This window comes from Bifidobacterium ramosum, assembly GCF_009299505.1.
Taxonomy (GTDB): domain Bacteria; phylum Actinomycetota; class Actinomycetes; order Actinomycetales; family Bifidobacteriaceae; genus Bifidobacterium; species Bifidobacterium ramosum.
The window spans coordinates 38,443-65,030 of sequence record NZ_WBSM01000003.1; the positions used below are offsets into that span (position 1 = coordinate 38,443).

Below are 26,588 nucleotides of genomic sequence, written 5' to 3' on the forward strand. Positions count from 1 at the left end.
ACGACGACAGCAGATTACTGTTACCTCGTCAACTTGCTCCCTATCTTCAACGGACATACAGCCGATTACGGTAGGCAAATCGACTGTATGTCCGTTGAGAAAAGTGTGTTACGGGAGGGGAAACCCGTACATCGGCGGAATCGTCGCGCTACCGTCTCTCCTCCCCAACGGACATACGGCCGATTACGGGCAACGAATCGGCTGTATGTCCGTTACGAAGAGACGAACGAGACGCACGTCAGCGCCGGGTCAGCTCCTCCTCAATCTGCTCGAGCGACTTGCCCTTCGTCTCCGGCACGAACCGCAGCACGAACGGAATCGACAGCGCGGCGAACACGCCGAAGATCGCGAACGGGCCGCCCACGTTGTTGCCGAACGCGTCGAGCAGCATGAGGAAGAACTGCGACACGATGAAGTTGCCGAGCCAGTTCGCGGCCGAACCGAACGACGAGCCGATGCCGCGCACCGACAGCGGGAAGATCTCGCCGACAAGCACCCACGCGATCGGTCCCCACGACACCGCGAAGCCGAGGATGTAGAACGCGATCAGGATCATCGTCGGCACGGCGAGCGCCGACACGTCGCCCACGAAGTTCATCACGGAGAGGATCGCCAGCGCGACGGTCATCACGACGGAACCGAAGATGAGCAGCTGTTTGCGGCCGAACCGGTCCATGATCATCGTCGCGACGATCGTGGAGACGAAGTTCACGACGCCGATGCCGACCGACACCCAGATCGCGTCGTTTTCGGGGAAACCGAAGCCCTTGATGAACACCTGCGGCAGGAAGTAGATGACCGAGTTGATGCCGACGAGCTGCTGGAACAGCATGATGCCGACGGCCGCGACGAGCGCCGGCCGGGCGATGCGAAACAGTTCGCGCACGCCGCCCTTGGTGTCCTGCGCGGCGACTTCCTTGATCTCGTCAAGCTCGAGCTGCACCTGCGTCTGGTCGACGTCCGTGCGGATGAGCGTGAGCACCTTGAAGGCGTTGCGCTCGTCGCCCTTGTTGACGAGGTAGCGCGGCGATTCCGGCAGCAGGATGCCGCCGATGAGCAGCAGCGCGGCCGGCACGAGCGCCGAACCGAGCATCCAACGCCAGTCGGCGAAGCCGAGCAGATCGTGGCCGAGGAAGCCGAGGTTCGAGGCGTACGCGAGCAGGATGCCGAACGTGATCATGAGCTGGAACAGCGTGGACAGCGAGCCGCGGCGCTCCTTCGGCGCGAGTTCGGCGAGATAGGCCGGGGTGAGCGCGGAGGCCGCGCCGACCGCGAGGCCGAGGATGATGCGGGCGGCGACCATCATGAGAAAGCCGGTGGAGGCGGCGCACAGGCCGGAGCCAATGAGGAACAGGATCGCGGAGACGATGAGCAGCTTCTTGCGGCCGAAGCGGTCGGACAGCGCGCCGATCGACAGCGCGCCGACGCACGAGCCGATGAGCACGGACGACGTGATGAAGCCGGTCTGCGAGACGGTCAGGCCGAAGTCGGATTCGATGAGCGGCGACGCGCCGGAGATGATGCCGGTGTCGAAGCCGAACAGCATGCCGCCGAGCGCGCCGAACGTGAAGATGAACGCCCCGTTGAGCGGGAATCGCGTGGAGAAGGTGCGCGATTCGACGGTTTCGATGGTGTCGATGATGCCGGCGGCGTTCGCGGAGGCGTTGGTTTCGGTGGGTTTGGTTGATGCTTTGGTTTCGGTGGGTTCAGTGGTTTCGGTGAATGATGCAGTCGTCGTCATGGTCGATCCTTCCGTCGTCCTCGATTTCAGCCGAAACGAACAAGACCTGAGACAGGGCGACGTACGGAATGATCGATACGGTTGCCCAGTCTCAGGTCTTGCCTCGTTTCGAGTAACAACCCTGTTCACTGCGTTTGATTGGTGTATTCAGGATACGACGGCGACGTGTACGACACTCCGATCATCAGAAAATATTTTGCAATCGATTACCACTGGATTTACAACGATTACAGGCGTTACTTATCACTGTTGTTACGCCCTGTTTCTCACGTCTCGCGCCGATTGCCTTTTTCTTTGTGACGGACATACAGCCGATTACGGCGCGTAATCGGCTGTATGTCCGTCATCACAGAGGCAGGGGCAGGGAGATCCGTCACGGATCAAGAGCAGAGGCAGAAAAGAAGAAACCCGGCGGGGAGACCGCCGGGCGAGAGAGAAGAGAGAAGAAGGGTTCAGTTATGGGGTTCGCCTGGAACCTCGCCATCGGCCGTAACCGTTGACATGCTCTATATAACCGTCCGTTTCTTGGAGGAACGATGCGCCTTCCTCACAAAACCCTGTGAATCGTGTGACGGGATTGTGGATTCCACCCCGTCACACGGTTCCGTGACGACGCTGCGCCACTGCCGTCACTTGTTCAGTTCGGCCTTGGCGGCAGCGAGGCGCTTGGCCTCGGCCTCGCGGCGGGCGGCGAGCGCCTCGTCGAAACGGGCCAGCTCCTCCTCCACGGCCTCCTGCGGGATCTTCGCGAAGATCGGCGTCGGCTTGGCCACCGGGGTGCCCGGCACGATCGCCTCGCGCTTCCACGGGTGCACGGTCTCGCCGAACTTGTAGTCGCCGGTGATGATCGGGTATTCGAAGCCCGGCTTGTCGAGGTCCTCGACCTCCTCGATGCGCGGCAGTGGCGAGAAGGTGCCGGTGCCGCCGAGCGCCTCCCACACCTTCTGCGCGGAGTGCGGCAGGAACGGCGCAAGCAGGTGGTTCGCGTCGGACACGGCCTGCGCGGCCACGTGCAGCACGGTGCCGAGGCGGGCCGGATTGTCCTTGATCTTCCACGGTTCGGTGGCGGAGATGTACTTGTTGATGTCGCCGACGATCTTCATGGCCTCGTTCAGCGCGCCCTTCTGGCGGTGGTGTTCGATCAGTCCACCGACAGTCGCGAACGCGGCCTCGGCCTCGTCGAGCAGCGCACGGTCCTCATCGGTCATAGACGCCTCGTCGAGCGCCGGGATCTCACCGAAGTTCTTGTTGATGAGGTTCGCGACGCGGTTGACCAAATTACCCCACGAGGAAGCCAGCTCCTCGTTGTTGTGACGCACGAACTCGGCCCACGTAAAGTCGGAGTCGGAGGATTCCGGGCCGGCCACGGAGATGTAGTAGCGCACCGCGTCCACGGGGTAGCGGGCGAGGATGTCCTTGACGTAGATGACGATGCCGCGCGAGGAGGAGAACTTCTTGCCTTCCATCGTCATGAACTCGGAAGCCACGACCTGCTCAGGCATGTTGAGCGGGCCGTATTCGCCGGTCTCGCCGCCCTTGGAGCCCTGGCCGTTGTACGCAAGCATCTCGGACGGCCAGATCTGCGAGTGGAACGTGATGTTGTCCTTGCCCATGAAGTAGTAGGCCGGGGACGCCGGGTCGTTCCACCACGCGCGCCACGCCTCCGGGTCGCCCTTGCGGCGCGCCCATTCGATCGACGCCGACAGGTAGCCGATCACCGCGTCGAACCACACGTACAGCTTCTTGTTCGGGTTGTCGATCCAGCCCGCGACCGGGACCGGGATGCCCCAGTCGATGTCGCGCGTGATGGCGCGCGGCTTGACCTCCTTGAACAGGCCGATCGAGAAGTTGATGACGTTGGTGCGCCAGCCGGTGCGGGTCTTGAGCCACGCGAGGTTCGCGTCGGCGAGCGCCGGCAGGTCGAGGAAGTAGTGTTCGGTCTCCTCGAAGCGCGGGGTTTCGCCGTTGATCTTGGAGACGGGGTTGATGAGCTCGTCCGGATCGAGCTCGTTGCCGCAGGCGTCGCACTGGTCGCCGCGCGCGCCCTCGGTGTGGCAGATCGGGCATTCGCCCTCGATGTAGCGGTCCGGCAGGGTGCGGCCGGTGGACGGCGAGATCGCGACTTTCTGCGTGCCCTTGTAGATATAGCCGTTCTTGAGGCACTGCTTGAACAGCTCCTGCACCACGTGCTCGTGGTTGCCGGTGGTGGTGCGGGTGAACAGGTCGTAGCTCAGGCCGAGATCGCACAGGTCCTTGGCGATGACGCGGTTGTAGCGGTTGGCGAGCTCCTGTGCGGTCACGCCTTCCTTTTCGGCTTCGACGAGGATCGGGGTGCCGTGTTCGTCGGTGCCGGACACCATCAGGACGTCGTTGCCCTTCATGCGCTCGTAGCGCGCGTAGACGTCGGACGGCACACCGAAGCCGGCGACGTGACCGATATGACGGGGGCCGTTCGCGTACGGCCATGCAACATTCACCAGAATATGACTCATAGTCCCTGATTATCAGGCTCAGCGGGGACACCGCGCGCACGGCTCGCCTGTGCGGAACCGTCCCGGCTTGGACGGCGTTGACGCCGGCGTTTCGCAGCCACTCGGTTTCGGCTGTATGTCCGCACCGGTCTTGCGGGAACCGACTGTATCGTCATTGGCCATCCGCACGTTATCCACTGACTTATCCACAATTTTTGTCAAAAATCGCGTTTTTGTCCACATATCCACATTTTTCGTATCGCCGATGGCACCCGGCGTGTCTCATCGCATAAGGTCGTCACCATGATCATCAACCACAACGAAGTAGGTAACGGGATCGCCGCCGATCCCCATGTCCCCGCCCGGCTGCGCACCATCGACGAGCAGGCCGCACGCAAGCCGCTGCTCAGCGACAAGGAGCTGCCCGGGCCACTCAGTCTGACCATACTGTCCGGATTCGGCGCCATGTCACGACTCGACGGCAACAGCGGATACCAGACCAACCACGCCGGCACGTTGTACGGCCGGTCGACGATCGTCCAGAAGATCGCGCCACACGGCACCATCGTCTGCGCGTTGACGGCGGCGTGGATCTGGGTCGGCGGGTTGTTCCCCGAAACGGTCGACGTCATTTCGCGCTCGCACTACCGCGCGCCCGTGCACGATCGCAAGATCCGCGTGTTCAACCGCAAAAGCCCGTATCGGCAGATCGTGCGCGTGGGCGACCTGCGCGTCACGACACCGGCACGCACCGTCTGCGATCTTGCGTTGCTGCCGGAACACTCGTCCGACGACGGGACAATCGGCCGGATCATCATGGACGTCATGATGGAATATCGCGTGCTGCCGGCCGACTGTCTCGACATTCTGGGCGAAAACCCGTTCTGGCCGCGCGTTGCGGTGGCACGTGGCCTGTTCGAGGAATTGGAGCAGTCATGATGTCGCCGATGACCATGACGAAGACCGCGCAACGACGGCATGCGCGGCATCGTACGATACGGCAGCGCGACGGACCGGCGGTCGATGTGCCGCGACGATTACGTACGTTAGCGGAACGACGTGCCGACGATGGCACGAACGTCGATCGTCAACGACGCGTGCGTGACGGACCGGCGGGACCGCCGCCGGCGCCACCGTTGTCGTTGACGCCGTTGGTCGCCTGCGATCCGGCCACCGATATGGAGGTGCTCTGGCATATCGCACGCGACGTGCCGCACTTGCGACGATGGCTGGTGGCGAATCCTCAGGCGGATGCCGCGTTGCTCGAATTCGTGGCGCAGTCCGGTGGCCCGGGCGTGCGCGAGGCCCTGACCGTTCTCCTCGGCGACTGATCAAACCCGGCGTCAGCCTGGGCTCCCCTTCCCGAGGGGAGCTGTCGAGCGCAGCGAGACCGAGGGGAGCAGCAGACGGCCGCCGTCACATCACTGCTTGATCGCCAGTACGGCGCTGTATACCTGCTTGCGATTGGGCAGCGAACCGTCCGGCAACGGGTGCTCTTCGACGACCTGCGCGATCGCGTCCTTGATGCGCAATCCGTCCTCAAGCGCGCGGTCGATGGCAAGCACGGCCAGCTCCTCGACGCTCAACGTGGCCGGCGCGGCCGCTACTGCTTCTTCATCGGATGCGCCGCCGATCACGAGCACGATCTCGCCGCGCGGCGGATCGTCGATGACGCTCTGCCGGATCTCGGCGACCGTGCCGCGGCGAATCTCCTCGTAATCCTTGGTCAATTCGCGGCACAGCGCCATCGGACGGTTCGGCCCGAATCCGTCGAGTAGGTCGTCCATGGATTCGGCGATGCGGTGCGGCGTCTCGTAGAACACGATCGTGCGCCGCTCGGGTTGCAGCATGCGCAAGTGCTGCACGCGTTCGGCATGCTTGCGCGGCAGGAATCCTTCGTAGCAGAAGCGATCCGTCGGCAGTCCGGACAACGCAAGCGCATCCAACACGGCGGAGGGGCCGGGCGCGCAGGTGACTGGCAGGCCGCGATCGATGGCGCGGCGGACGATCGCCAGTCCCGGGTCGTTGATCGTGGGCATGCCCGCGTCGGACACGACGAGCACGGTTGCGCCGGTTTCGACGCTATCGAGCAGACCGTCGGCCTTATTGCGCTCGTTGTGGTCGTGGTACGCGACGACCCGCCCGTTCACATGCACGCCGAGACGGTTCGCCAGATCGTACAGACGGCGCGTGTCCTCGGCCGCGACGATGTCCGCGTTCGCCAGCAGCGCCTTGAGACGGTCGGACGCGTCGCCGACGTTGCCGATCGGCGTGGCGGCCAGCACGACCGTGCCACGCGGAATCGCAATCGTACGGTACGACTCCCCTGCCGCACGTCCCGCATCCGCGCGCGCGGTCGTATCCACCGCGACGTCACCATCCGCACAAGTCCGTTCCGCGCCTTCGTACGTCATCTGCCCATCATTCACGTTTCCCATACCGTCCAGTATTCCCCACACTAAGTACCGCGCCGGGCACCGCATCGTCCGTCACGCCCACTGTCGCACCAACCGTCGCATCGTTCGTCGCATCGTTCGTCGCATCGCCCATCGCATCGCCCATCGCATCGCTCTTCCCATCATCCGTCATCCCCATAACCCATATCCTCCAACGGACATCCAGCCGAAACCGCCGTCCGAATCGGCTGTATGTCCGTTGAGAAAAACAACCGAAGCTGAGACAGCAACATCCAACAGATAAAACCAACGGATAAAACCAAACGCTCCACTCCGCCCCAGCCCAAACCGCCTCCCCCTAACGGACATACAGCCGATTTTGCCCGCCCGATCGGCTGCATGTCCGTTGGAGGAACATGGCCAAACGTCAAAACAGACCGAACGGCACGAACGCCCAGCTCCATCCCCGTCCATCCGCCACCCCCTCTCAACGGACATACAGCCGATTCACCCCATCCAATCGGCTGGTTGTCCGTTGAGGGAAGGGAACCGGCGCACGGTCAGCACGCATGACGACGTCGCCCGCCCATCCGGCATGACCGAACGCATCACTACAGTGGGAGGCATAACGGTACTGCGCATCGTCAAAGGAGCATCATGCAATACATCGACCGCACCATCACGGGCATCGACGACACCGAAGCCAGGTTCATCGGGTACGTCATCGACAACAGCGAGGAAATGAACCTGGACCGCCGCCGTCCCGCGGTACTGGTCATCCCCGGCGGCGGCTACCGCATGACCTCCGACCGCGAGGCCGAGCCGGTCGCACTGCAATTCGTCGGCGCCGGATACAGCGCGTTCGTGCTGCGCTACTCGTGCGCGCCCAGCCGCTATCCGACGGCGCTGTGCGAGGCCGCCGAGGCGATGCGGATCATCCGCAACCACGCCGACGAATGGCATCTCGACGCGCGGCGCATCGCGGTGATCGGCTTTTCGGCGGGCGGCCATCTCGCCGCGAATCTGGCGACCGTCACCGGCGACGCCGATCTCATCGAGCACGGCTACCAGCCCGACGAGGTGCGCCCGAACGCGCTGATGCTCGCCTATCCGGTGATCACGTCCGGCCCGCTCGCCCACCGCGACAGCTTCGACGCGGCGCTCGGCCCGGAGCGCAAAAACAACGCGGCGTGGCTGGAGGCGCTGTCGATCGAGCGCCACATCGACGCGAAGACGCCGCCGGTGTTCGTCTGGCACACCATGACCGACGCGACCGTGCCGGTGGAGAACACGCTGATGCTGGTCCAGTCGTGCAAGGCGGCCGGCGTGAGCGTGGAGGCGCATCTGTTCCCGGAGGGCGCGCACGGGCTGTCGCTCGGCACGCGGGAGACGGCGTGGCATGAGCAGCCGGACGGCATCGTCGAGTGCGTGCAGTCGTGGCCGCGGCTTGCGATCGACTGGCTGCGCCGCACGTTCGCTAGATAAATAAGTAAGTCCGCACCGTCACGGTCCGTGCTGCCCGACCTCCCGTTTCTCCCGTTCCTCCCTTTAACGGACATACAGCCGATTACACCGTTGTAATCGGCTGTATGTCCGTTAAAGGGAGGACGGTGCGGGGAGTGGGACCGGCCAAAAGCGGCAGGCCCGCCGTTCGCCGACGGAACCGCGCGCAGACCCGACGACATCGCATACAGACCCGACGGAACCCGTGCAGACCCGACGTTCGCCAACGAAACCGCGTGCAGACCCGCTGGTATCGTTCATAGAGCTTATCGAATGAGACATATGCAACGATACTGACGGGATTTTCATGGGTTTCATCAATTTCATCATCGAACTGCTCAAGGATCCGCGCGCGGCGATCGCCAGCTGGATCGCGATGGGCGTGGCTCCGACGCTCGGTTTCATTTTCCTCATCGTGTTCATCGAGACGGGCGTGGTCTTCTTCCCGTTCCTGCCCGGCGACTCGCTGCTGTTCGCGGCCGGCGTGTTCGCGGCCCCCGACGCGGCGACCGGCCAGGTCGCGCTGCCGCTGCACTATCTGCTGCCGGTCGTGTGGTGCGCGCCGATCATCGGCGATCAGTGCAACTACTTCATCGGCCATTTCTTCGGCCGTCGCATCATCGAGTCCGGCAAGGTCAAAGCGATGACCCCGGAGCGCATCGAAAAGACCGAAGCGATGATCGAGAAGTGGGGTCCGCTCGCGGTGTTCCTCGGCCGTTTCTTCCCGTTCATTCGCACGTTCATGCCGTTCATCTCGGGCATTTCGGGCATGCGCTGGCGCCGCTTCACGCCGTTCTCGGTGCTCGGCGGCTTCATCTGGTCGTCGCTGTTCACGCTGCTCGGCTACTTCTTCGGCAACATCCCGGCCGTGCAGCAGCACTTCGAACTGGTGATCGTGCTGATTCTGGCAGTTTCGCTGATCCCGACGATCGTCGGTCTGCTCAAGGCCAAGTTCGGCAAGAAGCGGTCCGGCGACGACTCCGCGGCCGATGCGGGCTCCGCCGTGCCGCGCCACGCCAAGTAGCCAATCCCTATCGATCAGAAGCCATTACAAAATCTTCACAATTCAAGTTGCGTTCCCCGCAAGAGCGTATTAAAGTGATGCGAGTTGTCCTGCAGAGCAAGACAACAAACCACGGGGCTGTAGCTCAGTTGGTAGAGCGCTTCGTTCGCATCGAAGAGGTCGTGGTTTCGATTACCATCAGCTCCACAAACCCTCCGGGATTCCACCCCCGGAGGGTTTTTCTTTTTCTCCTCGCCGCACCGGTCACGCGATGGCGGCCCAATGCCCGGGATCGACCTCCCGCAGCGGCACCGCCAGCCCGCCGCCGCCGAGCCCGGCTGCGAAGGCCTCCGCATCGAACTCCACCCGCCGACGCGCCCGCTCGGCGCGAGGATCCGGCTCGGGCACGGCGGAGATCAGACTGCGCGTGTACGGGTGCAGCGGGTTGCCGTACACCTCGTCGGCCGGCCCGGTCTCCACAATCCGCCCCTTCCACATCACGGCGATCCGGTCGGAGATGTAGCGCACCATCGACAGGTCGTGCGCGATGAACAGATACGTCAGCCCGCGCCGCCGCTGCAGGTCCTGCAGCAGGTTCACAATCTGCGCCTGGATCGACACGTCGAGCGCGGAGATCGGCTCGTCGCACACCACGAACGACGGATCGACCGCGAGCGCCCGCGCGATGCCGATGCGCTGCCGTTGGCCGCCGGAGAACTCGTGCGGATACCGGTCGGCGTGTTCCGGCCGCAGCCCGACCATGTCGAGCAGTTCCGCCACGCGTTCGGCCCGTTCGGCCCGGGCACCACGCCCACCGCGTCCGGAGGACACCAGATGGAAGTTATCGATGCCTTCGGCGATGATGTCGCGCACGGTGGCGTGCGGGTCGAGGCTGGCGTACGGGTCCTGGAAGATCATCTGCACCTGCCGGCGGAACGCGGCGACGTCCGCGCGTCTGCGGATGCCGCTGATGTCACGTCCGTCGAACAGCACGCGTCCGGAGGTGATCGACAGCAGTTTGACGATCATGCGGCCAGTGGTGGATTTGCCGCAGCCGGATTCGCCGACCAGTCCCAGCGTTTCGCCACGTGCGATGGAAAAGCTGATGTGGTCGACGGCCGGCGTCGCGCCGCGCCCGTCTCGCCCGACACGCCCGTTACGTCCGTCGCCGTACACGTGCGTCAGTCCCTCGACCCGCAACAGTTCGTCGCGCGCCGGCTCGTCATGTCGTCCGACGGCAACCCCGACGGTGGTTCCGACGGTGGTTCCGACAATCTCATTCGTCCCGCTCATCACGCCGCTCCTTCCAGATGCTGCAGCTCGTGCCATATCCTCCACCGCCACCGGATCTCCGCGGGCGGTTCGACCTGCGGCGCACGCGGGTCGAGCAGCCACGTGGCCGCCGCATGCGTGGGCGACACGGCGAAGAACGGCGGCTCGTAGCGCTCATCGACCGCGAGCGCGTAGGCGTTGCGCGGTGCGAACGCGTCACCGGCCGGTATCGCGGCGAGGTTCGGCGGCACGCCAGGGATCGGCCGCAGCCTCCCGCGCTCGGTGTCGAGCGTCGGCGTGGAGCCGAGCAGTCCCCATGTGTAGGGGTGCCGCGGGTTGTAGAAGATCTCGTCCGCGGTGCCGTATTCCACGATGCGCCCCGCGTACATCACGGCCACGCGGTCGGCGGCCTTCGCCACGACGCCGAGATCGTGGGTGACGAGGATGATCGCCGTGCCGGTGTCGCGCTGGATGTCGGCGAGCAGGTCGAGGATCTGCGCCTGCATGGTCACGTCGAGCGCGGTGGTCGGTTCGTCGGCAATGAGCACGTCGGGATGGCAGGCGAGCGCGATCGCGATAACGATGCGCTGGCGTTGGCCGCCGGAGAATTCATGCGGATACTGGTGGAACCGTCGCGCCGCGTCAGAGATGCCGACCTGGTCGAGCAGCCGGATGGCCCGTTCGCGCGCCTCGCGACGCCCGACCGACGTGTGCAGGCGGATCGTTTCGGTGATCTGCCGGCCGATGATCATCGTCGGGTCGAGCGAGGTCATCGGGTCCTGGAAGATCATGGCGATGCGGTTGCCGCGCAGGTCGCGCAGCGCCTTGCGGTCGAGCGCGAGCACGTCGCGTCCGTCGAACCGCACGTCGCCGTCCAGCCGTGCGTTGCGTGGCAGCAGCCGCATGAGCGATCGGCAGGTCACGGATTTGCCGGATCCTGATTCGCCGACCAGCGCGAGCGTCTCGCCGGCGCGCAGGTCGAAGCTCACGCCGCGCACGGCGTGCACGTCAAGGTTGTCCTTGCGGAAGGTGACGTGCAGGTCGCGTACGGACACGCGCACCGGTCGCTCGTCGCCGCCCGCGGACGCGGCAGTCCCGGACGCGGCGGCCCCGGACGCAATGCCCCCGGTCTCAACGACGTTCCCGGAATCCTCAGTAATCTCACTCATCACTACCCCCTCATCTTCGGATCGAGCACGTCGCGCAGGCCGTCCGCGCACAGGTTGAACGACAGCATGATCACGCACAGCACGGCCGCGGGAATCCACATCTGGTACGGGTAGATGCGCACCACCTTGAACCCGTCGTTGAGCAGCGTGCCGATCGACGCGTTCGGGATCTTCATGCCCACGCCGATGAAGCTCAGGAACGTTTCGAAGAAGATCGCGGTGGGGATTGAGAACATGAGACGGATGATGATGAGGTTCAGGATGTTCGGCAGCACGTGCCGCACCGCGATGGCCGCGCGTGGCGTACCGAGCACGATGGCGGCCTGCACGTATTCGAGCGAGCGTATCTGCAGGGTCTGCCCGCGCACCACGCGCGCCATGGTGATCCAGAAGGTGATGGCCATCGCCACGATGATCGACACGAGTCCCGGCTGGAACACGAGCAGCATGAGCACGACGACGATCAGGCTGGGCACGCCGCTGATGATTTCGAGCACGCGCTGCATGAGGTCGTCGACGCGGCGTGAGGCGAGGCCGCTGACGAGGCCCCAGGTCACGCCGATCGCGATGTCGAGCACGGCGGCGACGAGTGAGATGGTCAGCGAGATGCGGGTGCCGTACAGCAGTCGCGACAGCAGGTCGCGGCCGAACTGGTCGGTGCCGAGGACGAAATGCTGGTTCTGCGCGCCGATGAGTCGGTACTGTTCGGCCGCGTCGGAGAACCAGTACGGCGGCAGGTTCGCGTATTCGACCTTCTGCGCGTTGGGGTCGGCCGGCGCGAGGACGGGCGCGCTGAACGCGACGACGAACAGCGAGACGAGGACGATCGCGGCGGCGATGGCGGTTTTGTTGTGCCGCAGTCGCAGCCAGGCTTGGACGGCGTGGCTCAGATGCGGTACGTCGGCGGCGTCATGGTCGGCGACGGCCGCCGCGCGCGGTACGAACAGCGCGTCCGGCACGGCGGCCGGGTCGGCGGGACCGTCCGCGACGTCACGAGTGACGTCACGTGTAACGTCGTGAGTAACGTCACGCTCGACGCCACGTACGTCATCGCGGCGTTCGCCGTCACGTTTCACGCCATGTTCCACACCGTGCCGCACCCCGGCGATCTCCCCCGGCACCACGCCGGCGATCCCGATATCGGCAACACTCATCGCGTCACTCCCCTTCCTTGCCGACGATCCGCACGCGCGGGTCGGCGATCTGGTACAGCACGTCCATCAGGAACACGACCTCCACCAGCACGGCCGAATACCAGATCGTCACGGCCATGATCGTGTAGTAGTCGTTCGACAGAATGGACTTGGTGAACTGCTCGCCGATGCCGGGCACCGAGAAGATCGTCTCGATCACCAGCGAACCGGTCATCAGGCCCGCGATCATCGGTCCGATCACCGTGATCAGCGGGATCAGCGAGTTGCGCAGCGCGTGCCGAACCACGATCATCGGCTCGCTCATGCCCTTCGCGCGGGCCAGTTCGATGTAGTCGGACGTGAGCACGTCGATCATCTCGGTGCGGATGAACCGCGCCGCGTCGGCGAGTGGCGCGATCGACAGCGCCAGCGTCGGCAGGATCGTCGAACGGAAGCCCTGATCCCACAGACCCACCGGCAGTAGCCGCAGCGAGATCGCGAAGATCGACTGCACGATCACGGCGACCACGTAGTTCGGCACCGACCGGCCGAGGATCGCGATCGACGAGCAGAACCGGTCGATCCATGTGTTCTGGTTCGCGGCGGCGAGCGCGCCGAGCAGCACGCCCAGCACCGTGCCGAGCACGACGGCCTGCAGACCGAGCTGGATGGACGGGCCGATGCGCGTGGCCATGAGCGTGGTCACCGGCTGGTCGGAGAACTGCAGCGAGATGCCGAAGTCGCCGTGCAGGATGCCGCCGAGATACGCGAGGTATTGGAGGAGCAGCGGCTTGTCGAATCCGTACTTCTTGTTGAGTTGCACGAGCTGGTCGTTGCTCAGCAACGCCTGGTTGTTGTACGGCGTGCCGGGCAGCGCGTGCATGAGGAAGAACGTGACGGTGACGATGATGAGCATCGTCACGGCCATCATGACCAGCCGCGAGCCGATGAAGGTGAGCCAACGTCGCATCGGAGCCGTCCGTCAGTTGAACTTGGCCAGCGCCGGGTCGATGGTGCCGCCCAGCGAGCTGGTCACGTAGCCGGTGAGGTTCGGGTTGACGAGGTAGCTGTTGGACGCCTGCACCAGCGGGATCACGACCTGGTTGTCGATGAGGTACTGGTTGGCCTCCTTGAGGTGCTGCCAGCGGAGCTTGAAGTCGGTGCCGTCCTTGGTGTTGAGGTCGTTGACGAGTTCGGTGAGCTCCTCGCTCTTCCACTGCGAGTGGTTGTGCTCGTAGCTGGTCTCATGCTGCTGCACGTACGAGGTCGGGTCCCACGTGCCGGACCAGCCGCCGAGCGCGAGGTCGAACTTGTAGCTCATCATCTCCTCGAAGCGCACGGAGCTCGGCACCGACGCGACGTCGATGGTCAGGCCCGGCAGCGTGTCCTGCAGCTGGGCCTGCAGGTACTGGCCGATCTTCTTGCTCTGGTCGTCGTCGGAGGTCACGAGGCGGAACTTCACGCTGGACGTGCCGAGTTCGGACAGCGCCTTCTTGAACAGCGTCTTGGCCTTGTCCTTGTCGGTGGGCGCGAGGTTGCCCCAGTCCTCGGCGATGCTCTTGCCGTTCTCCGGGTTCTTCGCGATGCCGTTCGGGATCACGCCCACGGCCGGGGTGGCTTCGCCGTTGAGGATGGCGCTGGCGAGCTGCTTGCGGTCGATGGCGAGCGAGAGCGCCTTGCGCAGGTTGAGGTTCTGCAGGTTCTTGTTGGAGCTGATGCCGAGCTCGAGGTTCGTGGCGCGCAGCGAGGGCACGGTGACGAGCTCCTTCTTGCCCTGGTACTGCTTGATGTAGTCGCCGGTGATGTGCACGCCGTCGATCTGCCCGGATTCGAACAGGTTCACCTTGGAGGCGGCGTCCTTGACGACCGACACGTCGATCTCCTTGAAGTGGACGTTCTTCGCGTTCCAGTAGTTCGGGTTCTTCACGTACTTCCAGTTGACGTTGGTGCCGTTCCAGTCGGCGAGCTTGTACGGGCCGGTGGCGAGCAGGCTGTCGGCGTTGAGCGCGTAGTTCTTGCCCTTCTCCTCGACGAACGACTGCTTGACCGGCGAGAGCAGCGTGTCGGTGAGCAGTTGCGTGATGTACGGGTTGGGCGAGGTCAGCGTGAACCGGACCTGCGTGTCGGACACGGCCTTGATGCCGAGCTGGTCGACCGGCAGCTTGCCGGCGGTGATTTCGGTGGCGTTCTTGATGTAGTTGAGGTTCTTCGCGGACTGCGATCCGGTGGCCGGGTCGACGACGCGACGCACGCCGTACACGACGTCGCTGGCGGTGAGCGGGGAGCCGTCGGAGAACTTGAGACCGTCGCGCAGGGTGACGTCGACGGTCAGGCCGTCCTCGCTGACCTTCGGCAGGCTTTTGGCGAGCGCCGGGGTCACGTCGCCGTTGGAGTCCTGGCGGTACAGCGGTTCGGCGAAGAAGCCCACGGCCTCGCCGGAGATCGTGTCGTAGGTTTTGCCGGAGTCCATCGTGGTGACCTCGCCGGAGGCCTCCCATTTGAGCGTGGTGCGTGACGACGAGCCGTTCGCGCCGTTGGCGTTGGCGGCGTTGGTCGAGGTGCCGCCGGAGCCGCATGCGGACAGTGCCATGACGATCGCCGCGACCGAGGCGATGACGCCGAACGCGCGGCGGCGGGCGGAGGTGTGTTGCGTCGCGTGCGGCGACGGCGGGGTAAGGCGAACCATATTGATCTTCCCTTCTCTTATGGTGTGGTTGCGTTTGGTTATGGTTGGGTATGGTGATGTGATGATCGGTGATGATTGATGATGATCGTTGCCGACGAGATGATGTCGGTTTGGTGACGGTTGAGCGCGTATCCGTGTGGAATATGTGCAGATACGCGCGTCCGTGTAAGCAGGATGTGCGCCGATCGAAGACGGATGATCGGACATGATCGAAAGTGGTGATACGTACGGTCGGATGATCCCGTACCGGCGATGGCCGACCGTACGTACGCGTCGATGATGTGGTCGCGCCCGACGAGTCCCCACTGGTGAAGGCGCTACCGCATCATGCGGTGATGCCGCATGTCCGAATCTCCCCTAATCCGGCCGTTCGGTCAGCGACACATTCGACAGGAACGGCACATCATCGCGTACATCACGCACATCAGGCCGCGCACTGCGCCGCGGACCTGCGATGATGCCTTGCTGCCGTTCATGTTTCCCCCTACGAGCGTGTACCCTGTGCACATCGCCCGCCATCATCATCACACACGACCCGCCGCAACACACGCCCCCGCCTATAGCCATTCCCTATACGCCGCTATCAATCCCAGCCGTTCCACCCATCGCATGGCTCCCCTCCACGAGGGGAGCTGTCGACGCAGTCGACTGAGGGGAGTACACCCAACCACCCCATAGCCCGCTATCACCAACGCCTATAATCGACTTCCCCCGAATCCGGCGACGTCACCGACATCGCGCCGTATCGTAAGACATACATCAATCACATCGTGCGATCGTCACGCACATCACGAGAAGGGGAATCTCACATGAGCGCAACCGTACCGAACACCGCAGCATCGGCCACAACGTCACCGGCCAACGCCGCGCCGCAGGCCGACGTCGAACACGCGAAGCGGCTGATCGCCGACTTCGTCGACCGGTCGCTGCCCGAATACCAGCGCATCTCGCTGGCCATCCACGACAAGCCGGAGGTCAGCAACTACGAGTTCTTCGCATCCACCACGCTGTCCGACCAACTCAAGGCAGAAGGATTCGACGTGACGCTCGGCGTCGCCAGCCACCGCACCGGCTTCGAGGCGGTGTACGACACCGGCAGGCCGGGGCCGACCGTCGTGTTCCTCGCCGAATACGACGCGCTACCCGGCATCGGCCACGGCTGCGGACACAGCGTGTTCGGGCCGAACTCGTCGCTGGCCGGCGCGGCGCTCAAGCAGGTGATCGACCAGTTCGGCGGGCAGGTGCGCGTGTACGGCACGCCCGGCGAGGAGGGCGGCGAGAACGGCAGCGCGAAGGGCGCGTTCGTCGACGAGGGCTTCTTCAAGGACGTGGACATCGCGCTCGCCGCGCATCCGGGCAGCGGCGGCAACCATCTGACCACGCGCAACCTGGCATGCCAGCCGGTCGACATCGAATTCCATGGCAAGGCGTCGCATGCGTCCGGCAGCCCGGAGCTCGGCGTCAACGCGCTCGACGGCGTGATCCAGACGTTCAATTCGATCAACGCGCTGCGCCAGCACCTGCCCAAGGATGTGCGCATTCACGGCATCATCACCGACGGCGGCGTGCAGCCGAACGTGGTGCCGGACTATGCGAAGGCCAAGTTCTACCTGCGGTCCGCGTCGGTGCCGGGTTTGCTGGAGCTGCGCCGCAAGATCGAGAACATCGTGGCCGGTTCGGCGCTGGCCACCGGCGCGAAGGGCAGTCTGGAGCCGTACCAGCATCAGGTCGACAACATGATCCCGACGCCGCTGTTCGACGCGGTGTGGGAGCGCAACGCGGTGGCGCTCGGGCAGCGCGTGGAGCCGACCGAGCAGGACAAAGTGAGCTTCGGGTCGAGCGACGTCGGCAACGTGTCGCAGGTGGTACCGACGATCCAGCCGGTGTTCGCCATCGCGCCGGAGCCGCTCGGCGGGCATAACGAGAAGGTGGCGGCCGCGGCGGCGAGCGAGTTCGCGCTCGAGTCGATCCGCTGGTCGGCGAAGGCGCTGGCGTTCACCGCGCTCGACGTGCTCACGAATCCGGCGCTGCTCGCCGCGATCAAGGAGCAGCACGCGGGCCGCGTCGCCACCCAGCAGTCCGACGTCGCCGCCGCGATCTAAGCACCTCTACCCCTCCCCAACGGACAACCATCCGATTGGGACGCGAGACCCCTCCCCAACGGACATACAGCCGATTGGGGTGGCAAAAACGGCTGGTTGTCCGTTGAAGAAAAGAGTTGATTATCAGAGGAACGTTCCCAAGGTAATCAACCCACACTCTCCACGGACAACCAGCCGTTTTTGCCACCCAAATCGGCTGTATGTCCGCTAGAGAGACAGACCAGTCAACCCAAGGAACGTCCCAAGACCAACGCCCCCTCTTTCTTAACGGACAACCAGCCGATTTTCCCACTCAAATCGGCTGGTTGTCCGTTGCGGGAAACGGCAATCCGTCATCACCGGCGCATCATTCAGTCACGCGATGGAAAAACGGGCGAATCCGCCATCGCGTGACTTCAATACTGCCGAGAGCAATCACCACAACGGCTATTTTTCAACACTCTCCCAATCACACGATGGCATCGGAAGCCGTTTTGCCATCCCGTGACCTCCAATACCGTCACGCGATGGAAAATCGGACAAATCTGCCATCCCGTGACCTTCGGTGCCGTCACGCGATGGCAAAACACGCGAATCTGCCATCCCGTGACCTACTGCATCCCGGCAAAGCAACTCGCCAAGCGGCCTACGTATACAACGGCCGTTCTCCATCGGGATATCGCATACGACCAAGGCCGTTCGAAGCAACGTCCCTCCCCGCAACAGACATATCGTCAACGGAAAAATTCACTGTGTCGTAGGTTGCGCCCATTTCTCCCTTCAACGGCAACCAATCGAGGCCAGAAGGGTCCACTCCCTCAACGGACAACCAGCCGATCCACCCACCCGAATCGGCTGGTTGTCCGTTTATGCATAGAAAAAATAGAAAAACCTCCCGCAGGAAATCCCCGCGAGAGGTACGCACTGATCACGGCCGCGCGCGCAGAATTAAGGAGAAGAAGGACGCGCGCGGCAGTGACCGCCGTCCCGTCGTCACCCGGTCGACCGGTCCGCTGTTCCCTATGCGGACCCGCGCCGGGGCGGCGGGAAATTCAGTTATGCGAGAAGAAGGCTCACTTCTCCCAGCCGATGTTCTGCGGCAGGTTGCCGGCGAAGCCGGACGGACCGTAGTTGGCGAGGCCCTTCTTCACGGCCACGTACTGGCCCGGGTTGGAGACCGGGACGGTGCCGTAGAGCTTGAGCGCGGCCTTCTCGGCCTCGTTCACGGCCTTGGTCTGGTCGTCGTACTTCTCGTGGGCGCCGGCGGCCTTGACGAGCTTGTCGACTTCAGGAGAACTGACGTAGGTGAAGTTGGACGGGCCGTCGGAGGTGTACAGCTGCGGGGCGGAGGTCACGAAGCCGAGGGCCGCGGAGGCCTGCCAAGCCATCGGCAGCACCTGGTAGTCGCCGTTCATGACGGTGTCGGAGAACTTGGACTCGGCCACGTTCACGACCTTGATCTTGATGCCGGCCTTCTTCATCATCGCCTGGTAGGCGTTGGCGAGGGCCTGCTGGGTGGCGTCGTCGCCGAAGAACGTGAAGGAGACCTCGAGGGTCTTGCCGTCCTTGGCGTAGTAGCCGTCGTCGCCCATCTTGTAGCCGTCGGCCTCGAGGGTCTTCTTGGCGTTGTCGGTGCTGAACTTGGACTCGGCGGGCATGTTGTCCTCATAGCCCTTCTGGAACGGCAGCAGCATCTCGGATCCCGGGCGCTTGGCGTCCCAGTCCATGCCCTGGAACTGGATCTTGTTGTAGGTGTCGGCGTCGAAGGCCTGGGTCAGGGCCTTGCGCACCTGCAGGTCGTCGAGCGGCTTGGACTTGCCGTTGTACTCAAGCACGCGGGTCTTGAGGCTGTAGCCGTAGCGCAGCTGGGCGTCCTTGACGGAACGCACGGCCTTCAGGTTGTCCTTGGTGGAGATGGACGTGGAGGCGTCGATCTCGCCGTTCTGGAACGCGTTGATCTCGGCGGTCGAGGACATGACCTTGTAGACGATCTTGTCAAGCTTGGCCTTGTCGCCCCACCAGTTCGGGTTCGGCACGAAGGTCACGCTGTTGTCGTTGAAGGAGTCGACCTTGTACGGGCCGGCAGCCCACTCGTTGTGCGGGTTCTTGACCCAGCCCTGGGTGAAGGTCTTGGCGTCGCCGGCCTCCGGGTTGACCAGCGAGGAGAACACGAGCTGCCACGGGTAGTACGGCTCGGAGTAGGTCACGATGACCTGCTTGGCGTTGTCGCCCTGCTTGACGCTCGCGATGCGGTCGAAGCCGTCGGTGCTCGGCGGGTTGTAGTTGGAATCCTGGCCGTTGAGGGCCTTCCAGGTCGCCTCGAACGCGGTCCAGTCGATGTCCTTGCCGTCGTTCCACTTGGCCTTCGGGTTGATGTCGTACTGCACGACCATCGGGTCGGAGCTGACGAGCTTCATGTCGGTCAGGTAGTCCGGGTTGACCTTGATCGGGTCGCCGCCGACCTCGTCGGTCATGAGCAACTGCGGCTGGTACCAGCTCCACAGCTCGGACATGTAGCCGGTGTTGCCGTCGGTGGACAGGTAGTTCCAGTTGGACGTGATCTCGGAGATCGGCAGGGTCAGCGTGCCGCCGTCCTTGACCTTGTCACGGTCCATGTGGTTGTCGTAACGCTGGTCGGCCTTCGGCATCGGCAGCGCGCCGGTGTACGACGAATCGAAGCCGGCCGCCGGCTCCTCGGTCGCGGTGGCGGCACCGTTGGAACCGTTGCCGTTGCCCGTGCTGCCGCAGCCCGCGAGCAGCATGGCGAACGCCGCGACGGACGCCGCGACAGCGGTCATCTTGCGCATGTTCTTCATGGTTGTTTCCTCTCTAATCAACCTGCGTGGGAACCCCCGCGCAGGGTCCGACCTGTCATGCGAAATGGCATGCGACCTGATGGCCGCTCGGTCGGGAAGCATTGGCGGCGCGCAGCATCGGCTTTTCGCCGCGGCAGCGTGCCTGCTGGTCGGCGCTCAGCGTGGGCATGAGCGGGCATCGGCCGGCGAACGGGCAGCCCTTGAACGTTTCGGTCGGGCTGGGCACTTCGCCTTCGAGCACGATGCGCTTGCGCGTGCGCTCGGCGGCCGGATCGGGCACCGGCACGGCGCTGATGAGCGCCTGCGTGTACGGGTGCAGCGGGTGCTCGAACACGTCCTCGGTCTCGCCGGATTCGACGATGCGGCCGAGGTACATGACGGCGACCTGGCTGGAGATGTGGCGGACGACCGACAGGTTGTGCGCCACGAACAGATAGGCCACGCCGAGCTTGTTCTGCAGATCCTCGAGCAGGTTGATCACGCCGGCCTGAATGGACACGTCGAGCGCGGACACCGGTTCGTCGAGCAGCACGAGCTTGGGGTTGACGGCGAGGGCGCGCGCGATGGCGATGCGCTGGCGCTGACCGCCGGAGAACTGTGTCGGGAAGCGGTCGACCTGATCGGGGTTCAGTTCGACGAGCCGCATGAGTTCGGCGATGCGTTCGCGGATCTGCTCCTTGGAGTAGTGCTGCACCTTCATCGGCTCGGCGAGGATGTCGTAGATCGGCAGGCGCGGGTCGAGCGAACTCATCGGGTCCTGGAAGACGTACTGCACGGCGGAACGCAGTTCGCGGCGCTGCTCGCGCGGCATCTTGCGTTCGAGCTTGGTGCCGAACATCTCGATCTCGCCTTCCTGCGGCTTGGCGAATTCCATGATCTCCATGAGCGTCGTGGACTTGCCGGAACCGGATTCGCCGACGAGCGCGACGGTCTCGCCTTCGCGCACGTTGAGCGTCACGTCGTCGACCGCGCGCACCTCGCCGATCTTGCGGCGCAGGAATCCGCCGCCGGTCAGCGGGAACGTCTTGCGCATGTGCTGCACGTCGAGCACGGTCTTGCGCTGCTCGCGCGGCACGCCGTCGAACTTCGACTTGACGGCCTCGCCCACGGTGTACACGTCGCGGAACGTGAGGCCCTTGCTCACGATCTCGGCCGCGCGATGGCAGGCGACGAACTGGCCTTCGCGGCCCGGCACCGGCTGCATGGCCGGCTCGCTCTGGCGGCACACGTCGGTCGCGAGCGGGCAGCGCGGGGAAAACGGGCAGCCCTTGGGCATGTTCACGAGGTTCATCGGCGAGCCGGGGATCGGCACGAGGCGGCTGGCGCGTTCGCGGTCGGAGCGCGGCACGGCGCCGAGCAGGCCCATCGTGTACGGCATGGCCGGCTTGGCGAAGATCGTGTCGACGTCGGACTTTTCGACCGGACGGCCCGCGTACATGACGACGATGTCGTCCGCGATGCCGGCGATCACGCCGAGGTCGTGGGTGATGAAGATGACGGCCGCGCCGGTTTCGCGCTGCGCCTTGCGCAGGACTTCGAGCACCTGCGCCTGGATCGTCACGTCGAGCGCGGTGGTCGGCTCGTCCGCGATGATGACGTCGGGATCGTTGGCGATGGCCATCGCGATCATGACGCGCTGGCGCATGCCGCCGGAGAACTCGTGCGGGAACGACTTCAGACGTTCCTCGGGGTCCGGGATGCCGACGAGGTTCATGAGCTCGATCGAACGGTCGTGGATCTGCTGCTCGGTCATCTTCGGGTTGTGGGTGACCAGCGCTTCCTTGATCTGGTCGCCGATCGAGAACACCGGGGTCAGGGCCGACAGCGGGTCCTGGAACACCATCGCGATGCCACGCCCACGGATCTTGCTCATCTCGAGATCGGACTTGGTGAGCAGTTCGTCGCCGTGGTACGTGATCGAGCCGGTCACCTTCGCGTTCTTGTCGAGCAGGCCCATGATGGCCATCGACGTGACGGACTTGCCCGAGCCGGACTCGCCGACGATGCCGAGCGTGCGGCCGCGGTACAGGTCGAAGTTCATGCCGCGCACCGCGTGCACCGTACCGGCTTCGGAGGCGAAGCTGACGGTGAGGTCGCGCACGCTGATGACCGGCTGCTCGTTCTCGTTCGCGGTGTCGTTCACGGTTGCTCCTGTTGCGTTCGTAGTCGTTGCGTTCTTGTCGTTCATGATGATCGCCGTCCTGGCTTACTCGGCCTTGCCGCCGGAACGGGAGTACGGGTCGATCGCGTCGCGCAGGCCGTCGCCGATGAGCTGCACGGAGAAGGTCAGGATGATCAGCATGACCGACGGGAAGACCAGCACCCACGGGGAGGTCTGCACGACCGACTGGCCGGCGTTCAACAACGTGCCGAGGGAGGTGTCGGGGGCCTTGATGCCGAGGCCCAGGAAGCTCAGCGAGGTTTCGCTGTTGACCGCGCCGATGACGCCGAGGACGGTGTTGATGACGAGCACAGAGCCGAGGTTCGGCACGAGGTGGCGCACGATGATCGTGAACGACGGCACGCCCATGAACTTCGCGGCGCGCACGTACTCGCGGTCGCGCAGCGAGAGCGTCAGCGTGCGCAGGGTTCGCGCGTAGCCGATCCAACCGAACGCGGTCAGGCCGATCGCCAGCCAGATCCAGTCGCTGCCGCCCTTGGCCATGCCGACGATCAGCGCGATGAGCAGGAACGACGGGACGACGAGCAGCATGTCGAGCAGCCACATGCCGACGTGCTCGAACCAGCCCTCGAAGAACGCGACCGCGGTGCCGACGAGCGCGGCGATGATCGTGATGCAGATCGAGGAGAGGATACCGATGGTGAGCGAACGGCCGAGACCGCGCACGATCATCGCGTACAGATCGGAGCCGCCGACGGTCGTGCCAAGCCAGTGCTCGGAAGACGGCGGCGCGGCGAGCGCGGCGAAGTCCGGCTCATCGTAGCTCCACTGCGAGAAGCGCGCGCCGAACGCGGCGAAGAAGATCAGGATCAGCAGCACGATCAGGCCGACCACCGCGGACGGACGGCGGCAGAAGCGGCGCACGTACAGCATCATGCGGCCGGTGCGCTTGAAGTCGTCGTGCTCGGACTTGCCGGACTTTCCGGACTTGTTGTCCGTCGTCACATCAGCCGTCTGGCCGTCTCCCTGCTGGAAGTCGCGCACCTCGTCGGTCGCGTCCGCGTCGGCGACCATGTTCTCGGAATCGTTCATCATATCGATCGTCCTTTTACTCACGTTCCACGTATCGGGATCGGGCGTCTCAGCTCAGTCGGATGCGCGGGTCGAGCCACGCGGAGAAGATGTCGGCCAGCAGCGCGCCGGTCAACGTGCACACGCCGCCGAACGCGGCCACGGCGACCGCGCCGTTGATGTCGTTCTGCGCGATCGTCTGCGTGAAGTACATGCCCAGGCCGTTGATCGCGAACACGTTCTCGGTGATGACCGCGCCGGTGAACACGCCTGCGATCGAGAACGCAACGTCCACGGCCGTCGGGATCAGGCTCGTGCGCAGCGCGTGACGGCGGATCGCGATGTTGAGCGGCAGGCCCTTCGCGCGAGCGGTGCGCACGTAGTCGGCGTTCATCGTGTCGAGCAGGTACGTGCGCTGGGTGAGGTGGTAGCTCACCGTGCCGGGGATCGTCATGACGATGGTCGGCAGGATGAGGTGCTGCAGGTAGTCGAGCACCCACAGGACCGGGTTGTTGCCTTGGTACGAGTGCAGGCCGGTCACGTAGAACGCGCGGGTGCCGATGAGGTTGTTGAAGTTGATGGCGATGAGCACGACCATCAGGCCCATGACGGCGGCCGGGATGACCAGGAAGAACGTGGCGATCGAGTTGAGCACGCGATCCTGCCACTTGTACTGGCGGATGGCGGTGTACACGCCGATGCTCACGCCGAAGATGATCGCGAGGATCGTGGCGAGGGTCACGAGCTGGAGCGACGCGGCGATGCGCGATGCGATGGCCGGGCCGACCGGCGACTGGTCGGGGCTCAGGCCCCAGTCCCAGCGGGTCACGATACCCTTGAGCCAGCGACCGTACCGAATGATGACGGGTGTCTGATCGTTGATGTTCGCCATGTCGAGCGAACGGTTGATCGATGCCATCGGCGGGCGCGGATTACGCGACATGTAGTTCGAACGCGGGTCCATGAACGCACTCGCCAGGAAATACGTCATCGACACTGCCACGAACAGCATGATGATGTAGTTGCCGATGCGCTTGATGATGTACTTGAGCACCCTTCACCTCCTAAAGCCTCAGTAGGTTTAACCCTTCTAAGTGAACATGCAAAATTCAATCCAGAATATGAGATGAGGTATTGACGGATTTGCGCTTTGGGGGTATTGCGAAAACCGTTTTAGTTAGCGCTAATCGACCCGTTTTGAACCCGTTTGTTAATTTTGCGTTTCGAGTCCGTACAGCGAACACGCAGTACAATGTCTGCGGATTTTCAGTTGCCGCCTGTACGTGGCTCCGTCCCGGCTCCCCGTCCTGAGGGGAGCTGTCAGCGAAGCTGGCTGAGGGGAGCACACCCACCCGGCAACCACCGTTTATCATCCATCCAAAGGAACCAACCCATGCCAAGCAACGTAGCCATCAAACCCGAGCTGCTGTCCAAGTACGCCGCTGACTTCAACGCCGACCGCGCCAACCTCGTCGCCGCCGACGCCGCCGTCTCGTCCGGTGTCCTCAAGGCCGCCACCGACTATCGCGGCGCCCGCGAACTGCCGCGCGACTTCTCGATCGAGCTCAAGCAGGGCTCGATCACCAACCAGAAGCACTCCGGCCGCTGCTGGATGTTCGCCTCGCTCAACACGCTGCGCTACGAGCTCATGCACCGCTGGAACCTCGAGGACTTCGAGTTCTCCGAGACCTACCTGTTCTTCTGGGACGCCATGGAGAAGTCCAACACATACCTCGAGAACGTGCTCGCCACACTCGACGAGCCGACCGACAGTCGCGTCTTCGAGGCCATCAACTACGGCCCGTCCGACGACGGCGGCTGGTGGCAGATGTTCGCCGCGCTGGTGAACAAGTACGGCCTCGTGCCGAAGAGCGCCTACCCGGAGTCCGCCAACTCCACCGATTCCGGCGCGTTCAAGCAGTACCTCAACTCGAAGCTGCACGGTTTCGCGGCCGAGCTGCGCCGCCGTCACGCGGCCGGCGAGCCGGTCGAGGCGTTGCGCGCGGCGAAGGACGAGGAGATGTTGGTCGTGTACCGCATCTGCGCGATCTCGCTCGGCGAGCCGCCGGCGAAGTTCGACTGGATCGCCCGCACCAAGGGCGACGACAAGGCCGAGAAAGGCGGCAAGGACTGCTGCAAGAAGGCCGAGGGCTGCTGCAAGGACGATCATCAGGCCGCCGAGTCCTGCGATTGCGGCGACGACTGCACGTGCGAGTCCGGCAAGTCCTGCGGATGCAAGGGCGACAAGCACTCCGGCATCGACGACCGTCCGGTCATCCGCGAAACCGGCATCACGCCGCTCGAGTTCTACAGGAAGTACGTGCCGGTCGACGTGAACGACTTCGCGTCGCTGTGCAACTCGCCGATGGAGCGCACGCCGTTCGGCAAGCGCTACGTCATCAAGTATTCCGCGAACGTGGCCGAGGCCGGCGACATGGAGTTCGTCAACGTGCCGCTCGATGTGTTCAAGAAGGCCGCGATCGACCAGCTGACGGCCGGTCATCCGATCTGGTTCGCGTGCGACTGCATGCAGTTCTCGCTGCGCGACGCCGGCTTCTTCGACCAGTCCGTCGTGCGCGTGGACCGCCTGTTCGGCACCGATTTCCCGCTCGACAAGGCCGACGGCCTCGAATACGGCGACAGCCCGAGCAACCACGCGATGACGTTCACCGGCGTGAACCTCGGCGAGGACGGCAAGCCGAACCGCTGGAAGGTCGAGAACAGCTGGGGCAAGGACAACGGCGTGGACGGCTACTACGTGATGTCCGACGCGTGGTTCGACCGCTTCGTGACCGAGATCATCATCCGCAAGGACTTCCTCGACGAGGCCACGCGCGCGCTGCTCACCGCCGAGCCGGTCCAGCTCGACCCCTGGCAGCCCCTCACCAGGCCCTGTCGCTGAAACGGACATACGGCCGATTTGGAATGAGCAAACGGCTGGTTGTCCGTAGAGGAACGAAGCTGGCGTCCTGAGGAACGTTCCTTGGCGCCATACCGCTTCACCTTTACGGACAACCAGCCGTTTTTCAGTCCAAATCGGCCGTATGCCCGTAGGCGGAAGAAGCCCGATCCCCAAGGAACGCCCAGCCGCCACACGCTCACGGCCTCTGCGGGTACACGCCCT

General features: G+C 64.2%; 19 protein-coding genes and 1 tRNA gene. 7 read left to right on the forward strand and 13 right to left on the reverse strand.

Translation table 11 applies throughout. From position 1 onward, the window contains the following. Nucleotides 1-238 precede the first annotated feature (238 nt). On the reverse strand, nucleotides 239-1,741 hold the full coding sequence (locus DSM100688_RS04350; protein ID WP_163146838.1) for a sugar porter family MFS transporter: 1,503 nt from the start codon (nucleotides 1,739-1,741) through the stop codon (nucleotides 239-241). 629 nt (nucleotides 1,742-2,370) lie between these two features. Continuing rightward, nucleotides 2,371-4,233, reverse strand: a complete 1,863-nt coding sequence (gene metG, locus DSM100688_RS04355) for a methionine--tRNA ligase (RefSeq protein ID WP_152357938.1) — start codon at nucleotides 4,231-4,233, stop codon at nucleotides 2,371-2,373. A 282-nt stretch (nucleotides 4,234-4,515) separates the two neighbouring features. Between metG and DSM100688_RS04360 the strand changes: the two genes are divergently transcribed. Both DSM100688_RS04360 and DSM100688_RS12050 read left to right on the forward strand, forming a co-directional pair. Further along, nucleotides 4,516-5,151 carry a hypothetical protein gene (locus DSM100688_RS04360; RefSeq protein WP_152357939.1) on the forward strand — a complete coding sequence of 212 codons (636 nt, stop codon included), beginning with the start codon at nucleotides 4,516-4,518 and terminating at the stop codon, nucleotides 5,149-5,151. Nucleotides 5,152-5,159: 8 nt separating this feature from the next. Continuing rightward, nucleotides 5,160-5,543, forward strand: coding sequence for a variant leucine-rich repeat-containing protein (locus DSM100688_RS12050; RefSeq protein WP_239519349.1), 384 nt, complete (start codon nucleotides 5,160-5,162; stop codon nucleotides 5,541-5,543). A 90-nt stretch (nucleotides 5,544-5,633) separates the two neighbouring features. Here DSM100688_RS12050 and rsmI read toward each other — a convergent pair whose 3' ends face one another. Next, nucleotides 5,634-6,650, reverse strand: a complete 1,017-nt coding sequence (gene rsmI / locus DSM100688_RS04370; protein WP_152357940.1) for a 16S rRNA (cytidine(1402)-2'-O)-methyltransferase — start codon at nucleotides 6,648-6,650, stop codon at nucleotides 5,634-5,636. Continuing rightward, nucleotides 6,634-6,807 carry a hypothetical protein gene (locus DSM100688_RS11765; RefSeq protein WP_163146837.1) on the reverse strand — a complete coding sequence of 58 codons (174 nt, stop codon included), beginning with the start codon at nucleotides 6,805-6,807 and terminating at the stop codon, nucleotides 6,634-6,636. The genes rsmI and DSM100688_RS11765 overlap by 17 nt, the downstream gene beginning before the upstream one ends. Nucleotides 6,808-7,265: 458 nt before the next feature. Between DSM100688_RS11765 and DSM100688_RS04375 the strand changes: the two genes are divergently transcribed. From DSM100688_RS04375 to DSM100688_RS04385, 3 genes are all read left to right on the forward strand, one after another. Next, nucleotides 7,266-8,093: an alpha/beta hydrolase gene (locus DSM100688_RS04375; RefSeq protein WP_152357941.1), complete on the forward strand. Its 828-nt coding sequence runs from the start codon at nucleotides 7,266-7,268 to the stop codon at nucleotides 8,091-8,093. 325 nt (nucleotides 8,094-8,418) lie between these two features. After that, the gene (locus DSM100688_RS04380) at nucleotides 8,419-9,135 is read left to right on the forward strand and encodes a DedA family protein (protein ID WP_152357942.1); all 717 of its coding nucleotides are present in this window, start codon (nucleotides 8,419-8,421) and stop codon (nucleotides 9,133-9,135) included. Between the two features lie 113 nt (nucleotides 9,136-9,248). Beyond that, a tRNA-Ala gene (locus tag DSM100688_RS04385) sits at nucleotides 9,249-9,321 on the forward strand. Nucleotides 9,322-9,378: 57 nt separating this feature from the next. Here DSM100688_RS04385 and DSM100688_RS04390 read toward each other — a convergent pair. From DSM100688_RS04390 to DSM100688_RS04410, 5 genes are read right to left on the reverse strand one after another with little or no spacing between them, the layout of a single operon-like run. After that, a complete protein-coding gene (locus DSM100688_RS04390) occupies nucleotides 9,379-10,407 on the reverse strand; it encodes an ABC transporter ATP-binding protein (protein WP_152357943.1) in 1,029 nt (342 codons plus the stop codon). Then, nucleotides 10,407-11,555 carry an ABC transporter ATP-binding protein gene (locus DSM100688_RS04395; RefSeq protein WP_152357944.1) on the reverse strand — a complete coding sequence of 383 codons (1,149 nt, stop codon included), beginning with the start codon at nucleotides 11,553-11,555 and terminating at the stop codon, nucleotides 10,407-10,409. Before DSM100688_RS04395 ends, DSM100688_RS04390 begins: the two co-directional genes overlap by 1 nt. 2 nt (nucleotides 11,556-11,557) lie before the next feature. Beyond that, entirely contained in the window at nucleotides 11,558-12,709 is a 1,152-nt protein-coding gene (locus tag DSM100688_RS04400; RefSeq protein WP_152357945.1) for an ABC transporter permease, read from the reverse strand. Nucleotides 12,710-12,713: 4 nt separating this feature from the next. Beyond that, complete coding sequence (locus DSM100688_RS04405) at nucleotides 12,714-13,658, reverse strand: ABC transporter permease (protein ID WP_152357946.1); 945 nt, start codon at nucleotides 13,656-13,658, stop codon at nucleotides 12,714-12,716. A gap of 12 nt (nucleotides 13,659-13,670) precedes the next feature. Beyond that, on the reverse strand, nucleotides 13,671-15,374 hold the full coding sequence (locus DSM100688_RS04410; protein WP_163146836.1) for a peptide ABC transporter substrate-binding protein: 1,704 nt from the start codon (nucleotides 15,372-15,374) through the stop codon (nucleotides 13,671-13,673). Between the two features lie 809 nt (nucleotides 15,375-16,183). On the opposite strand from DSM100688_RS04410, the gene DSM100688_RS04415 reads away from it, so the two are divergent. Continuing rightward, a complete protein-coding gene (locus tag DSM100688_RS04415) occupies nucleotides 16,184-17,476 on the forward strand; it encodes a M20 family metallopeptidase (RefSeq protein WP_152357948.1) in 1,293 nt (430 codons plus the stop codon). Nucleotides 17,477-18,528: 1,052 nt separating this feature from the next. Here the strand turns inward: DSM100688_RS04415 and DSM100688_RS04420 are convergent. The 4 genes from DSM100688_RS04420 to DSM100688_RS04435 are packed head-to-tail and all read right to left on the reverse strand — an operon-like array spanning nucleotide 18,529 to nucleotide 24,518. Continuing rightward, complete coding sequence (locus DSM100688_RS04420; protein ID WP_152357949.1) at nucleotides 18,529-20,271, reverse strand: ABC transporter family substrate-binding protein; 1,743 nt, start codon at nucleotides 20,269-20,271, stop codon at nucleotides 18,529-18,531. A 55-nt stretch (nucleotides 20,272-20,326) separates the two neighbouring features. Then, nucleotides 20,327-22,459 (reverse strand): dipeptide ABC transporter ATP-binding protein, encoded by a 2,133-nt coding sequence (locus tag DSM100688_RS04425; RefSeq protein ID WP_170286278.1) that lies wholly within the window; start codon nucleotides 22,457-22,459, stop codon nucleotides 20,327-20,329. Nucleotides 22,460-22,477: 18 nt separating this feature from the next. Next, entirely contained in the window at nucleotides 22,478-23,488 is a 1,011-nt protein-coding gene (locus tag DSM100688_RS04430) for an ABC transporter permease (RefSeq protein WP_152357950.1), read from the reverse strand. Between the two features lie 46 nt (nucleotides 23,489-23,534). Next, nucleotides 23,535-24,518, reverse strand: coding sequence for an ABC transporter permease (locus DSM100688_RS04435; RefSeq protein WP_163146835.1), 984 nt, complete (start codon nucleotides 24,516-24,518; stop codon nucleotides 23,535-23,537). Nucleotides 24,519-24,857: 339 nt separating this feature from the next. Between DSM100688_RS04435 and DSM100688_RS04440 the strand changes: the two genes are divergently transcribed. Then, nucleotides 24,858-26,366, forward strand: a complete 1,509-nt coding sequence (locus tag DSM100688_RS04440) for a C1 family peptidase (protein WP_152357951.1) — start codon at nucleotides 24,858-24,860, stop codon at nucleotides 26,364-26,366. Nucleotides 26,367-26,588 lie beyond the last annotated feature (222 nt).